At 45.1% G+C, this 13,608-nt stretch carries 12 protein-coding genes; 5 read left to right on the top strand and 7 right to left on the bottom strand.

Translation table 11 applies throughout. The annotated features are described in order from the left end of the window. Positions 1–2 precede the first annotated feature (2 nt). Together R7P67_RS15695 and R7P67_RS15700 are read left to right on the top strand one after the other, a co-directional pair. Positions 3–497 (top strand): DUF3299 domain-containing protein, encoded by a 495-nt coding sequence (locus R7P67_RS15695; protein WP_005379600.1) that lies wholly within the window; start codon positions 3–5, stop codon positions 495–497. 322 nt (positions 498–819) lie between these two features. After that, complete coding sequence (locus R7P67_RS15700) at positions 820–1,725, top strand: TIGR03899 family protein (protein WP_005379599.1); 906 nt, start codon at positions 820–822, stop codon at positions 1,723–1,725. Positions 1,726–1,814: 89 nt separating this feature from the next. On the opposite strand, the gene cysC is transcribed toward R7P67_RS15700, so the two are convergent. The 5 genes from cysC to cobA all read right to left on the bottom strand — a co-directional run bounded on the left by cysC (position 1,815) and on the right by cobA (position 7,724). After that, positions 1,815–2,432, bottom strand: coding sequence for an adenylyl-sulfate kinase (cysC, locus tag R7P67_RS15705; RefSeq protein ID WP_262652833.1), 618 nt, complete (start codon positions 2,430–2,432; stop codon positions 1,815–1,817). A gap of 24 nt (positions 2,433–2,456) precedes the next feature. Further along, positions 2,457–4,181: an SLC13 family permease gene (locus R7P67_RS15710; protein WP_005379596.1), complete on the bottom strand. Its 1,725-nt coding sequence runs from the start codon at positions 4,179–4,181 to the stop codon at positions 2,457–2,459. A 250-nt stretch (positions 4,182–4,431) separates the two neighbouring features. Beyond that, positions 4,432–5,862 (bottom strand): sulfate adenylyltransferase subunit CysN, encoded by a 1,431-nt coding sequence (cysN, locus tag R7P67_RS15715; protein WP_017820290.1) that lies wholly within the window; start codon positions 5,860–5,862, stop codon positions 4,432–4,434. Positions 5,863–5,880: 18 nt separating this feature from the next. Beyond that, a complete protein-coding gene (cysD, locus tag R7P67_RS15720) occupies positions 5,881–6,789 on the bottom strand; it encodes a sulfate adenylyltransferase subunit CysD (protein ID WP_262652835.1) in 909 nt (302 codons plus the stop codon). Positions 6,790–6,848: 59 nt separating this feature from the next. Continuing rightward, the gene (gene cobA / locus R7P67_RS15725; protein WP_031780800.1) at positions 6,849–7,724 is read right to left on the bottom strand and encodes a uroporphyrinogen-III C-methyltransferase; all 876 of its coding nucleotides are present in this window, start codon (positions 7,722–7,724) and stop codon (positions 6,849–6,851) included. Between the two features lie 275 nt (positions 7,725–7,999). On the opposite strand from cobA, the gene cpdB reads away from it, so the two are divergent. Together cpdB and R7P67_RS15735 are read left to right on the top strand one after the other, a co-directional pair. After that, positions 8,000–9,961 (top strand): 2',3'-cyclic-nucleotide 2'-phosphodiesterase, encoded by a 1,962-nt coding sequence (cpdB, locus tag R7P67_RS15730; RefSeq protein ID WP_213885603.1) that lies wholly within the window; start codon positions 8,000–8,002, stop codon positions 9,959–9,961. A 97-nt stretch (positions 9,962–10,058) separates the two neighbouring features. Then, positions 10,059–10,637: a Crp/Fnr family transcriptional regulator gene (locus R7P67_RS15735; RefSeq protein WP_017820293.1), complete on the top strand. Its 579-nt coding sequence runs from the start codon at positions 10,059–10,061 to the stop codon at positions 10,635–10,637. Between the two features lie 54 nt (positions 10,638–10,691). Here the strand turns inward: R7P67_RS15735 and dbpA are convergent, their stop codons facing one another. Beyond that, a complete protein-coding gene (gene dbpA / locus R7P67_RS15740; protein WP_005379583.1) occupies positions 10,692–12,071 on the bottom strand; it encodes an ATP-dependent RNA helicase DbpA in 1,380 nt (459 codons plus the stop codon). Positions 12,072–12,213: 142 nt separating this feature from the next. On the opposite strand from dbpA, the gene R7P67_RS15745 reads away from it, so the two are divergent. After that, entirely contained in the window at positions 12,214–12,675 is a 462-nt protein-coding gene (locus R7P67_RS15745; protein ID WP_025768352.1) for a GNAT family N-acetyltransferase, read from the top strand. A 91-nt stretch (positions 12,676–12,766) separates the two neighbouring features. Here R7P67_RS15745 and R7P67_RS15750 read toward each other — a convergent pair whose 3' ends face one another. After that, positions 12,767–13,363, bottom strand: a complete 597-nt coding sequence (locus R7P67_RS15750) for a LysM-like peptidoglycan-binding domain-containing protein (RefSeq protein ID WP_017820296.1) — start codon at positions 13,361–13,363, stop codon at positions 12,767–12,769. Positions 13,364–13,608 lie beyond the last annotated feature (245 nt).

The following is a 13,608-nucleotide window of genomic DNA, read 5'->3' on the forward strand; positions in this document are numbered from 1 at the left end:
AAATGTGGAAAAAAATACTCGCAAGTTGCTTGCTGGTCGTCGCATTCACAGCGCCTGTTATGGCCAGCGAAGAACCATTGAAGCTTGACTGGATTGACCTTGTTCCAGAAAAAGAGCGTAAATTGTTCGACAGTATAGGCATGCCTGCATCTGATCACAGTGGTGGCGCAGCGCAGCAGTCCAAGATTGGTAATGTTCGACCAGAACTGAACGGAAGCCAAGTTAAAATTCCAGGGTTTGTTATCCCACTTGAAGGTGATGCCGATACCGTCACCGAGTTTTTATTAGTGCCATACTTTGGAGCTTGTATTCACGTGCCACCACCGCCTCCAAACCAGATCATTTACGTGAAGTTTCCGAAAGGCGCGCCTGTTCAAGAGTTGTGGGATGTTATATATGTGGTTGGAACGTTGAAAACCGAGACGATAAACCACGAACTGGCAGAAACGGCTTACGTTATTGAGGGATCGGAAATAGAAGCCTACGACGATATGTAATTTAAGTCGTCGATAAGCCTCGCTACACCTAAGGCGTCACACTGGCGCCTTTTTTAGCTTTGTGCTACACGATATAACGAGATAAATACGCTAATACGCCCACATAAATAACCAAAAGAAACGCTATCGACAGGTGCTTTTTGAGTTTACCTGCTTCTGAGAACTTCATAGCCCCTCCAAAATAACGATAACAATTTTAACAACTCATTATCATTTTGAATAGCCCTATTCGTTCAAAAACTGAGAACTCCTGTCTGGTCGCTTGGTCAGATAAGGTGTAAATTTAAACGTGCGAACCGCGCAGTTCTTGGTAGGAAAACGAATGGCAGACCCGACAAAGCAACCTGTTGTCATCGAACATCAGTCAGACACAAAAAAAAATACGCAACAAGAAAAGAAACAAGGCTACATAAAAGACAGTGCTAGTAAGGTAAAAACCATAGCCCAAATACACGGTCTTGACGCCTTACTGCAAACCGAACCGCCAGCCAAATCTGCGTTTGAAAGAGCCCAATTGCGAGAGCAAAGACGCCAAGAACAGCGACAAAAAAACTTAGAACAGATTTTAAAATTAGCGCACAGTTCATGCCGAGATGAGACAGCGGGAGAGCCAGACCAAGATTGGTTGCATCGATTTTTTGAGATGGCTCAAGACATCCATAACAGCGCGATGCAAAAGCTATGGGCTCAAGTGATGAAGCGTGAAGTGACCAATCCGGGTTCAACGTCCATGAAAGCGTTGAAAACCCTCAAGGATATGTCACCAAAGGAAGCACAAACTCTGCAAAGAGCCGCCTCTTTAGCGTGCAGTTTTGGAGGGGATCACAGCAGAAAACTGCTGATTGGTTACAAAGCGCAAGGAGGCATATTTAGCTTCGGCAAGCGAGACGTCGCTAACAGCCTAAATATGGGAAGTTTTCAACTGCCGTATTCAAGCTTGTTGCTCTTAATTGAACTAGGGCTGCTGCACAGTGCCGAACTTGAATCTGGCGAAATTAGCATCGAGACACCGTTGGTCCTTACCTACCAAGGTAAAAACTTGTCACTGAACGTAAACAGTAAAGGTGTCCGCCTTTTATATTACCGCTTCACACCGACAGGTAATGAGCTCTGTACCTTACTCGGAAACAAACCACATGCCGAATACTACGATCAAATGCTTGCACTGTTAAATCATAGGTTTAGTGTCCATAGTGAAGCTAAAAGTACGGTTCATCATACCGTCTAGCCAGCTTGAGAAGCATTTGATCACCTATGACCCAAATACTTCTCAAGCTGCTCAAAGAGCTTTAGGTCACCTATGATCTAAATGCTTTTTTATCGGATCACACCGCGTTGTTTAAGATCGATTAAGCACAAATCCATCAGCTCATCGACACTCTTTTCTCCCGCGGGCAAATCGATTTCAGGGTTCTCTGGCGCTTGATATTCCGAATCAATACCAGTGAAATTAGGAATCTCTCCCGCACGGGCTTTACGGTATAAACCCTTAGGATCTCGACCTTCGCAAACCTCTAGAGATGCATTGACATACACTTCGATAAACTCGCCTTCTGGCAATAAATCGCGTACTAACTTCCGCTCTGCACGATGCGGTGAAATAAACGCCGACAGAACAATTAAACCCGCATCTGCCATCAACTTCGCCAGTTCACCAATGCGACGAATGTTCTCGCGACGGTCCTGTTCAGAAAAACCTAAATCGCTACACAAACCATGTCGTACATTGTCACCATCCAATAAATAGGTGTGGTAACCCAATGCTGCAAGGCGATTTTCCAACGCCCCTGCTACGGTTGATTTACCCGCTCCAGATAAACCAGTGAACCACAATACGGCAGGTTTTTGCTTCTTTAATTCAGCACGAAACTGTTTATCAACCGAATGCTGGTGCCAAACAATGTTTTCATCTTTTACCGTCGTTTCGGCAGTCATAACGTATCCTTGTAAATATCGGAATTAAAACGGGAAAAAGACCGGGATCAAAGTAAGTACTAATACAGAGTACACAATCGAAATTGGCACTCCAATTCTCACGTAGTCGGTCAATTTGTAATTTCCTACGCTGTACACCAACAGGTTAGTTTGGTAACCGTAGGGAGAGATAAAGCTCGCACTCGCGCCGAACAAAACCGCCATGATGAATGGCATCGGATCCACGCCATAACCCACCGCCATGCTATAGCCGATAGGAAAAGAAAGCGCAGCCGCGGCATTGTTTGTCACCAATTCAGTGAGTACCAATGTCATGATATAAGTCGCCACCAAGGCACCAAATACTCCCCAGCCATTAAACGCTTCAATAAACATCACTCCCATTCTTTCTGACAATCCAGAAGAGATCATCAGTTGAGCAATAGACAAAGCGGAACCGACAATCACGACGATATCGATCGGAAAACGGCGGCGCAGTTCTGAAATCTGCACAATACCAAACGCAATAAGCGCGATAAGGTACGCAGCTAGACCTTTAATAATCGGTACTAACTCTAATAGAGCGCATCCAATTACGGCTGCAAAGCCCAGTAATACAATGGAAGACTTATTCGTATCAAGCCGAGCGCTAGAGTCCAAGTCATGCACTAAAACAAACTCTTTACGATGAGCTCGGCGTTCAGACTCAAAACGCTTTCCTGGAACCAGAACTAACGTGTCTCCTGGCGCTAAGGTAATGCTACCCAAGCCACCTTCTAGGCGTTCGTGGCCTCGGCGAATCGCCACAACAACGGCATCGAATCGGTCGCGGAATCGGCTCTCTTTGAGGGTTTTGTAGCAAAACGTCGCCGACGAGCTCACCACAACTTCGATAAAGTTTTGCCCATTTAAGTGCTGCTGACCAAACAACTTGAGGCCCGGAATTTCTTGCAGGGTCGCGACGCTCTCAACATCGCCACAAAATAACAGGCGGTCTTTTGCATTGAGCACAAAATCCGGTCCCACAGAAGAAACAGTAACACCATCGCGCACCACTTCTGCAAGAAACAGTTTGCGCAGCGCACGTAAATTATTCTCGCTGATCGTACGCCCAACTAGCGGTGATCCAGGCTCAACGCGAGACTCAAGAAAGTAAGGTAAATCTTCTTGGTTTTGATCATCATAATTCGGTAGCAAGTAGCTGAGCGGGATAAGAATCAGCATCCCTCCCACCAGCACAGCCAAACCTATCATCGTAGGTGTAAAAAAGCTCAGGCTCGGTAAGCCTGCGTCTTCGACAAAGCTGTTGATGATTAAGTTAGTCGACGTACCAATCAAAGTTAACGTGCCACCAAAAATGGCGGCGTAAGACAAGGGAATAAGTAATTTCGAAGGTGCATGCTGCTGATTACGCTTAATCGCCCCAATCAATGAGACAACCACAGCGGTATTATTCGTAAATGAAGAAAGCAAGGCGGTCGACACACCGAGCTTAGCAATCACGCTGCCTAACTGGCCCTCAGAGATACTTCGGCTCACCCAACTGATCAGCAGTGTTTTTTCTAGAGCACAGGATGCAAGAATCAATAGAACCAGGGTTAACAATGAAGAGTTGGTAAAATTGGATGCGATAGTGGCTGAATCCATCATCCCAGCCATGAATGCAATAAAAGCGGCACCCGCAAAGACATAACTAGGCTTAATTTTCGTGACAAGCAAGCAAGTGATAATGCCAAGCAAAATCGCTAACACAAACCCTTGTTCCCACATAGCCTTTCCTTACCAAATAGCCCTAAAGGGCACAACAACGACTCATTTATCCATGAATCACCGACAAACGAGCAAACAGACAAAAATCAGCGCAAGCGAAAAGAACATCAGAATGCTCGGTTTCTTGGGCTCCACCGAAGCATTCTGGTATTAGGAGAATACCTAACGACATTTCGCAATTCAGTTAGGTAGCGACACCCCAAGTACAACAGCAAACAGTGCCTGAAATTATCGTACTTGGGTGAGCCAGTTACTTTTTCAGAAACTGGCTGACGTCTTTTGCTTCCCAGTGTGGGAAGTGTTTACGGACAAGCGCATTAAGCTCAACTTCAAACGCAGAGATGCCCGTCAAATCGCGCTCAACCACGGCGAGACTCTCTTTAACCATGCCAGCACCAACCGTCACGTTTGTCAGACGATCGATAATGATAAAGCCACCGGTATCTGCACAGTCTTGATAATTGTCCAGCGCGACTGACTCATTAAGAGACCATTCACACAAACCAATACCATTCAATGGCAGCTCTGCCGAGCTATGAGTCGAGAGATTATTAATGTCATATTGATGACGAATCGCTTCAACATGACCTACGGTTTTCTTACCTGCGATTTTGATGTCATAGTCACGACCCGGTTGCAGGGGTTGCTCTGTCATCCATACCACATCGGCAAGCAAATGGTTTGTGGTTTCCACTTGAGCATTATCTAGAACAATCAAATCGCCACGGCTAATATCGATCTCATCGCTTAGCGTCAGAGTGACAGCTAATCCGGCACGAGCTTCTTCGATATCACCATCAAATGTCACAATACGTGCCACAGTTGACGTTTTACCCGATGGCAATGCTTTAATGGCATCACCGACTTTGATCGAACCAGAAGAAATGGTCCCCGCAAAACCACGGAAATCGAGGTTAGGACGATTAACGTATTGCACAGGGAAGCGGAATTCACCCGCGCCTTTTTCTTGATCCACATCGACCGTTTCAAGAAGCTCAAGCAATGATGGGCCTTTAAACCAAGTCAGGTTTTGGCCTTTATCCACCACATTGTCCCCTTCAAGCGCTGAGATCGGGATGATTTGAATATCAATATCCCCTGTCAGATTCTCAGAGAACTTCAAATACTCGTCGCGGATCTCTTCAAAGCGCTCTTGCGAGTAATCCACTAAGTCCATCTTGTTGATCGCCACAACAAAGTGCTTCAAGCCCAACAGGTTGGAAATGAAAGAGTGACGACGAGTTTGATCGAGAATGCCCTTACGTGCATCAACCAGAATCACAGCTAAGTCACATGTCGATGCACCTGTAGCCATGTTACGTGTGTACTGCTCGTGTCCAGGAGTATCTGCAATGATGAATTTACGTTTCTGCGTCGAGAAATAGCGGTAAGCCACATCAATCGTGATCCCCTGCTCACGCTCAGCTTGTAAGCCATCGACCAACAACGCAAGGTCAGGCTTTTCACCCGTGGTACCCACACGTTGGCTGTCTGAGTGCACTGCCGCTAGCTGATCTTCATAAATTTGTTTTGAGTCATGGAGTAAGCGACCGATTAATGTACTTTTACCGTCATCCACCGAGCCACAAGTCAAGAATCTAAGTAACGACTTGTACTGGTGTTGTGTTAAATAGCCTTCGATACCAAGCTCGGCTAATTGAGCTTCAACTGCACTGTTCATTATCTTTCCTTAGATCCTTTAGAAGTAACCTTGACGTTTCTTAAGCTCCATCGATCCTGACTGATCGTGGTCGATCGCTCGGCCTTGGCGCTCACTCGACGTTGCCACCAGCATCTCTTCGATAATGCCAGTTAAAGTGTTTGCTTCAGACTCGATGGCCCCAGTCAATGGATAACAACCAAGGGTACGGAAGCGCACACTCTTCTCTTCAATCACTTCACCCGGTTGAAGCTCCATACGATCATCATCAACCATGATCAGCATGCCATCGCGTTCAACAACTGGGCGTTTGTTCGCGAGGTAAAGCGGCACGATCTCGATGTTTTCTAAATAGATGTATTGCCAGATATCAAGCTCAGTCCAGTTAGACAGCGGGAATACACGAATGCTCTCACCCTTATTGACCTGGCCGTTGTACGTCTTCCATAGCTCAGGACGTTGGTTTTTAGGATCCCATGTATGGTTCTTATCGCGGAATGAATACACGCGCTCTTTCGCCCGTGATTTCTCTTCGTCGCGGCGCGCACCACCAAAGGCCGCATCAAAACCGTACTTGTTCAGCGCTTGTTTTAAGCCTTGAGTCTTCATGATGTCAGTGTGCTTAGAAGAACCATGAACAAACGGACTACAGCCCATGGCTAGACCTTCTGGATTCTTATGTACCAAAAGCTCAAAACCGTATTTGGCCGCGGTGCGATCACGAAATTCAATCATCTCGCGGAACTTCCAATCGGTGTCAACATGCAGCAATGGAAATGGAATCTTACCTGGGTAAAAAGCTTTACGCGCAAGGTGCAGCATCACTGATGAGTCTTTACCAATCGAATACATCATGACTGGGTTATCAAACTCAGCCGCAACTTCACGGATGATGTGGATACTCTCCGCTTCGAGTTGTTTAAGGTGAGTTAAACGTTGTTGGTCCATGTTTTGTATTTCCTTTTTAAGCTTGAAGGCGCATTACGTCTCTAATCTTTGGTCTGAAATTATATGGAGTTGGCAATAGCACTTTTGTTGAATTCAGTACTAGACAAAAACCAGTCTAACTTTTGAGACAGCCGCACTACCTCTCCGACAACAATCAAAGATGGCGATTGTGCTTCCTTCGATAAATCAGAGAGTTGGGAGAGTTCTCCCGTAAATACTTTTTGTTGAATCTGCGTGCCACGCTCAATAATGGCAATCGGAGTCGACGCTGAACGGCCATGCTTAATGAGTTGATTCTGAATATAGTGTGATTTCATCAGCCCCATGTAGATCACTAAAGTCTGATTCCCACGCGCCAACGTGGACCAATCCATCTCATCACTTTCTTCTTTCAAGTGGCCAGTCACAAAGATGGCCGATTGCGCATAATCACGATGAGTCAGTGGAATACCAGCATAAGCGGTTGCGCCAGCTGCTGCGGTAATGCCAGGGACAACTTGAAAACGAACGCCGGCATCAGCAAGCACTTCTAACTCTTCACCACCACGACCAAATACAAACGGATCCCCACCTTTAATGCGCACTACTTTGTAGCCCTGCTTGGCAAAATCCACCAAAAGCTGATTCGTCTTCTCCTGCGGCACACTGTGATGCCCAGCTCGCTTCCCAACGCACACCAAAATCGTATCGCTTGGAATCAATGCCATGATTTCTTCAGACACCAAGTAGTCGTACAAAACCACGTCAGCTTGCTGCAAGCAGTTCAGTGCTTTCACCGTCAGAAGTTCAGGATCGCCTGGTCCTGCACCTACTAAGGCGACTTCACCAGGCTGTAGCGATTGCTTTGCAAAACGAGTAACACCAGCGACTGGGTTGTCAGAAACTAACCGGGGCTTTGGTTTAGGAAAAGAAGTGACTGAATCGTTCGTTGCCATGTGCTTGCTCATCGTCCATTGATATCGTTATGCAAGCATTATGGCGGGGCGTTTATATTACCTGAAATTCTAAAATTTCATTTTTTATTCAAAAATCTGCTAAGAAGTTTTTGTTTGGTCTCATTCAAAAGCGTGAAAAAGTCGGCGGTTAATATGAATAAGGTTCAGTAAACTGATTAATGTTCACAGTTTTCTGTATCTTTATCATCGAGTTGCATCCGTGTTTGATACATTACGCAGTACGATTTCCCCTTATCATTGAATTGGAGCACCAAATGAAAGTGGCAGTTCATCCTATTTCCCTCGCAGTATTAAGTGGCATGCTAACGCTTGCTGGCCCAACAATGGCCGATACCATCAAGCTTCGTATTATCGAAACCACCGACATTCACACCAACGTGATGGATTACGATTACTACAAAGACCAACCATCACAGCAAATCGGTTTAAGTCGCGCAGCGACAATAGTGAAACAAGCTAAGTCCGAGACAGAAAACACGGTACTAGTAGATAACGGTGATTTAATTCAGGGCAGCCCAATGGGCGATTACATGGCGGCAAAGGGGATTAATCCTGGCGACGTGCACCCAGTCTACAAAGCGATGAACCAGCTAGACTACGATGTGGGCAACATTGGCAATCATGAGTTCAACTATGGCTTAGATTTCCTACAAACGACGTTGAAGGGTGCAAACTTCCCTTACATCAATGCAAACGTATTTGATAAACAAACCGGTGAGCATTACTTCAAGCCTTACCTCATCAAAACTCACACATTTAAAGACACAAACGGCGAAGCGCATCAAATAAAAGTGGGTTACATCGGCTTTGTACCACCACAAATTATGGTGTGGGATAAGAAGAACTTAGAAGGCAAAGTCTTTGCTAAAGACATTAAGGAAACAGCAGAGAAACTGATTCCTCAAATGAAGAAAGAAGGCGCAGACGTGATTGTGGCGATTCCACACTCGGGCATTTCTACTGATCCATACAAACTAGGCGCTGAAAACTCTGTTTACTACCTCACAGAAGTTGAAGGTATTGATGCGATTGCTTTTGGTCACTCTCACGCCGTCTTCCCAGGGAAAGACTTCGCAAACCTACCTGGTGTTGATATAAATAAAGGGACCATCAATGGTGTAACGTCCGTGATGCCGGGCCGCTGGGGAAGTCACGTAGGTGTGATGGATTTGATGCTGAAAGAGAAAGACGGCAGATGGCAAGTCGTCGAAGGCCAAGCAGAAGCACGCCCTATCTTCGATAAAGTAAATAAGAAGTCATTAGCTAAAGCCGATGCAGATATTGTGAAAGCGTTAGAAGAAGATCACAAAGGCACTCGTGAATTTGTAAACCAACCAATCGGCAAAGCAAATGATGTCATGTACAGCTTCTTGGCATTAGTGCAGGACGACCCCACCATTCAAATCGTTAACCTTGCTCAGAAAGACTACGTAGAACGCTTTATTCAAGGCGACCCAGACCTTTCTGACATTCCAGTACTGAGTGCGGCAGCACCATTTAAAGTCGGCGGTCGTAAGAACGATCCGAATAACTTTACAGAAGTAGAATCCGGTCAGCTCACCTTCCGTAATGCGGCCGATCTTTACTTATATCCAAACACCTTGGTTGCGATGAAAGTGAAAGGTAAAGAAGTTCGCGAATGGCTAGAGTGCAGTGCGGGTCAATTCAACCACATCGACATCAACAATCCTAAACCGCAATCTTTGATTGATTGGGATAATTTCCGTACGTACAACTTCGATGTTATTGATGGGGTTAACTACCAAATCGACGTTACCCAACCGCCGAAGTACGATGCGGATTGTAAAGTGATTAATCCAGATTCTCAGCGCATTGTGAATCTGACGTTCAATGGTAAGCCTGTCAATCCGAAGCAAGATTTCATCATCGCAACCAATAACTACCGTGCATATAGCAATACTTTCCCTGGTACAGGCCCAGATTTCATTGCATTTGACGCACCAGATGAAAACCGCTCTGTCGTCGCCACTTATATTTCTCGCGTGAGTGAAGAAAAAGGAGAAGTGACACCAAGCGCTGACAACAACTGGTCTTTCGCACCGATTAAGTCCGATAACAAGCTAGATATTCGTTTCGAAACCTCCCCTAGCGATAAAGCGGCGCAGTTCATCAAAGAGAAAGGACAATACCCAATGAAACGCGTGTCAACAGACGACATTGGTTTCGCAATTTATCAAATCGATCTGAATAAATAAGGTTGATTTGACAACAACACTAAGCGGCTCTCATGAGCCGCTTTTTTGTTACCAATAAAACCCGTTAAAATAAAGAAAACCGTTTCTGAGTTATCACATGCACAGCGATCTTTTTTCAGACTTAGTCAAACATGGCTTTTTAGAGACAGAAGCAAACCAACTTATTGAAAATGGTGAGTTACTCGAACTGCCTACACGCCACATTCTTAATCACCAAGGGGAGTTTAGCTCACACCTTTACTTCATCATTGAGGGGTTATGCCACGCAAGCTATCTTACTGAGCACGGCAAAGAATTCAGTAAAGAATTTTATTGGGAGAAGGACTGGGTTATCGGGTTTGAGAGCATAATAAAGGACCAACCTTCGCCTTACTTATTGGAAACGCTGAGCGCTTGTCAGCTATTTTGCTTGCCAATTGAAACGTTGCATCACTGGCGAGCAGAAAAGCACGCCATTTACTTAAAGCTACTCGAAAACCAACTGGTTAATAAAGAGAACAAAGAACGCTTTATGTTGCTCTACTCTCCAGAAGAACGATATCAATTATTTTGCGCTCATTACCCAGATTTAAAGCAACGTATTACCGATAGTCAAATTGCGGCCTACCTGGGCATTACACCAATCAGTTTGAGTCGAATCAAAGCACGCTTAACCAAAGATCACACTCTCAAATAAACTCAAAAAAGAAAAAAGCTCTTCAAACGAAGAGCTTTTTCTCTGCTATTTGAGCTATTTAAGAATTCGCGCCCGGAACTGGCGCCCTTTCATCTTGCCGTTACTAATGGTTTGTAGAGCCTTTTTAGCCACAGACTTTTCGACGGCAACATAAGCGCGCACAGGGAACAGATGGATCTTTCCGACTTGAGAGCCTGGAATACCATTTTTTCCTGTCAGACAACCTAAAATATCACCCGGTCGTACTTTCTGTTTCTTACCGCCATCAATGTTAATCGTCACCATCTTCGCTTGGTATGGCTGCTGATTTGATTTGGCAGGCAATGTTGCTGGTACCACGTCCATCTCTAGGTATTCTTCAATACGAGCTACACGTAAACCGTCTTTCTCACCAAAAAAGCTAAACGCTAAACCTTTACTACCCGCACGACCTGTACGACCAATACGGTGCACATGAACCTCAGGATCGCGCGATAGCTCAAAGTTAAAGACAGCATCAAGATTATCAACGTCCAAACCACGCGCTGCAACGTCTGTTGCAACAAGGATAGACACACTCTTGTTAGCAAACTGCACCAATGCTTGGTCGCGTTCACGCTGCTCTAAGTCCCCGTGGATATCGATAACGCTGAATCCTTTGTGATGCAACTCATCTGCGACACTTTGCACTTCTTTTTTGGTATTACAAAAAACAACCGCGGACTCTGGTTGGTGAGTCAGCAGCAAATTCGCCAATGCTTCATCACGCGCTTCCGAGCCTTCAACTTTATAGAAGTACTGCGCAATGCTTGAAGTATCATGCGTCGATTCCACCTTAATCACTTCCGGTGTCTGCATTATACGCTGCGCAATTTGCTCAATTTTTTCTGGAAAAGTAGCACTGAAAAGTAGAGTTTGACGCTGCTTTGGCGCTGCATCGATGATTGCATCTAATGCGTCTTGGAAACCCATGTCCAACATGCGATCAGCTTCATCTAGCACCAAGGTATTCAGTTCGCTAAGATCAATTCGGCCTTTTTCAAGGTGATCCAAAATACGACCAGGAGTACCAACTAGGATATGCGCACCATGCTCTAACGAACCAATTTGTGGCCCCATTGGCATCCCACCGCAGAGAGTAAGCACTTTAATATTATGAATGCCGCGACCTAAAGTACGAATTTCCTTCGCTACTTGATCTGCAAGCTCACGTGTTGGACACAATACTAATGACTGGACACGAAAGCGTTTGACGTTGAGGTTCGATAAAACCCCTAAACCAAATGCAGCGGTTTTACCTGAGCCCGTTTTACCCTGCCCGATGACATCACGATGTTTTAGGATTGCAGGCAAGCTCAAAGCTTGAATTGGCGTCATGTGGGTATAGTTCAGGGAATCAAGTGTGGCGAGTAACGCTGGGTTAAGCCCAACTTGATCGAATGTTTGTTTGCTCACGGGGATATCCTCAGGTGAGATGGAAAGAGGGCACATTATCACCAGATTTGGTGGGAAAACCAGTGCTAATTAACCTTTGTTAATGAGTATGAGCTCAAAACAAAGTAAAGTCAGTCACTCTATTCTCATTACGGATAACAACATGCTCACTTGGATTACTTTGCCCTTTGCTCAGCTAACAACCACGCAGCTGTATGAAATGATGAAATTGCGTGTGGATGTATTCGTTGTTGAACAAACCTGCCCTTACCCTGAACTTGATGGTAAGGACACGCTGGAAGGCATTTATCATCTAATAGGCTATCACGGTGATGAACTGGTTGCTTGCGCAAGATTACTGCCCGCAGGCACTACGTATGACAATGTGAGTATTGGTCGAGTGGTGACAAAGCAGACCGCGCGAGGCGGTGGCTTAGGTCATAAGTTATTGGACAAGGCCTTGGCACAATGCGAAACATTATGGCCAGGACAGACAATAGATATAGGTGCTCAAGAACACCTCATCCAGTTTTATGCTAGTCATGGATTCAAGGTTATCTCAGAGTGCTATCTTGAAGATGGTATCCCTCATGTGGATATGCGGAAAGAATCCGTAGCGCTATAAGCTTCAACTCGATTGGTTACTATGAAAACTAATCGCTATGAAAAACTGACTAAAAAGACGCGATATCTTCGCGTCTTTTCATTTGAAGCGTTTACTTGTTACGTCCAAAGGTCCCATCCGATAAACGGAAAAACATAACGGACCGCCCGCTTTTTTCCAGCTGTAGCATATCTAACTCGCCTTCGTCACTAAGCTTAAAGCGAATCAATTGTCCCTGCTTTATTTGGCTTAGCGGCTTATCACTGCCTTCTATTTTGACCAGAGCGCTAAGATCCGCCATAGAGAGCTGATTACTTCTGAAAACCTGCGCTAATGTATCACCATTTTTAACCGTGTACTCTTTCCAGTCTTCAGATTTCGGTCCAGAGTTCTGAGAGGTTCGCTGCTGGCTTAAACTCTGCGCGTTCAGCTCAATCGCTACGCGTTGATGATCGACCTCAGTCTGCTCAACTGGCTGGTCTGTTTTATTCGGCAAAGGAATAACAAGGAGTACCAGAATCAATGGCACTAAGACCATCAAAGCACGCTGATGAAATTTAGGCAGGCGCAACCAAAACTGCTTAACAGGCTGTATACGCTCCAACCATTGCTCTTTGTTGAACGGCTGCTTCCAGTCGATAGCAGCGAATTTTTGTTTAACCAACTCGACATAGTCGACTTGCTGCTTTTTCTTTCTGCGACGATTCATTGTAATGAGTCCCTTAATACTTCTACGGCCAGTATAAAAATACCGACGCGGAGAGTATATGTTTTTCACCAAACTAAAATGGAATTGGGATTAAATTAGCAGAAATTTCACTTGGAGTAAGAGATAAGTCACAACCTGGCCGCCTCAATTAAGCATTCAGTCGCAATCATTTAAACCTAAGCTCGAAACTGATATCCTGTTACCTTTATCACTCCTAATAAGAGCGACATTCATGTCTGAAATTA

This window comes from Vibrio sp. Vb0937, from assembly GCF_033338855.1.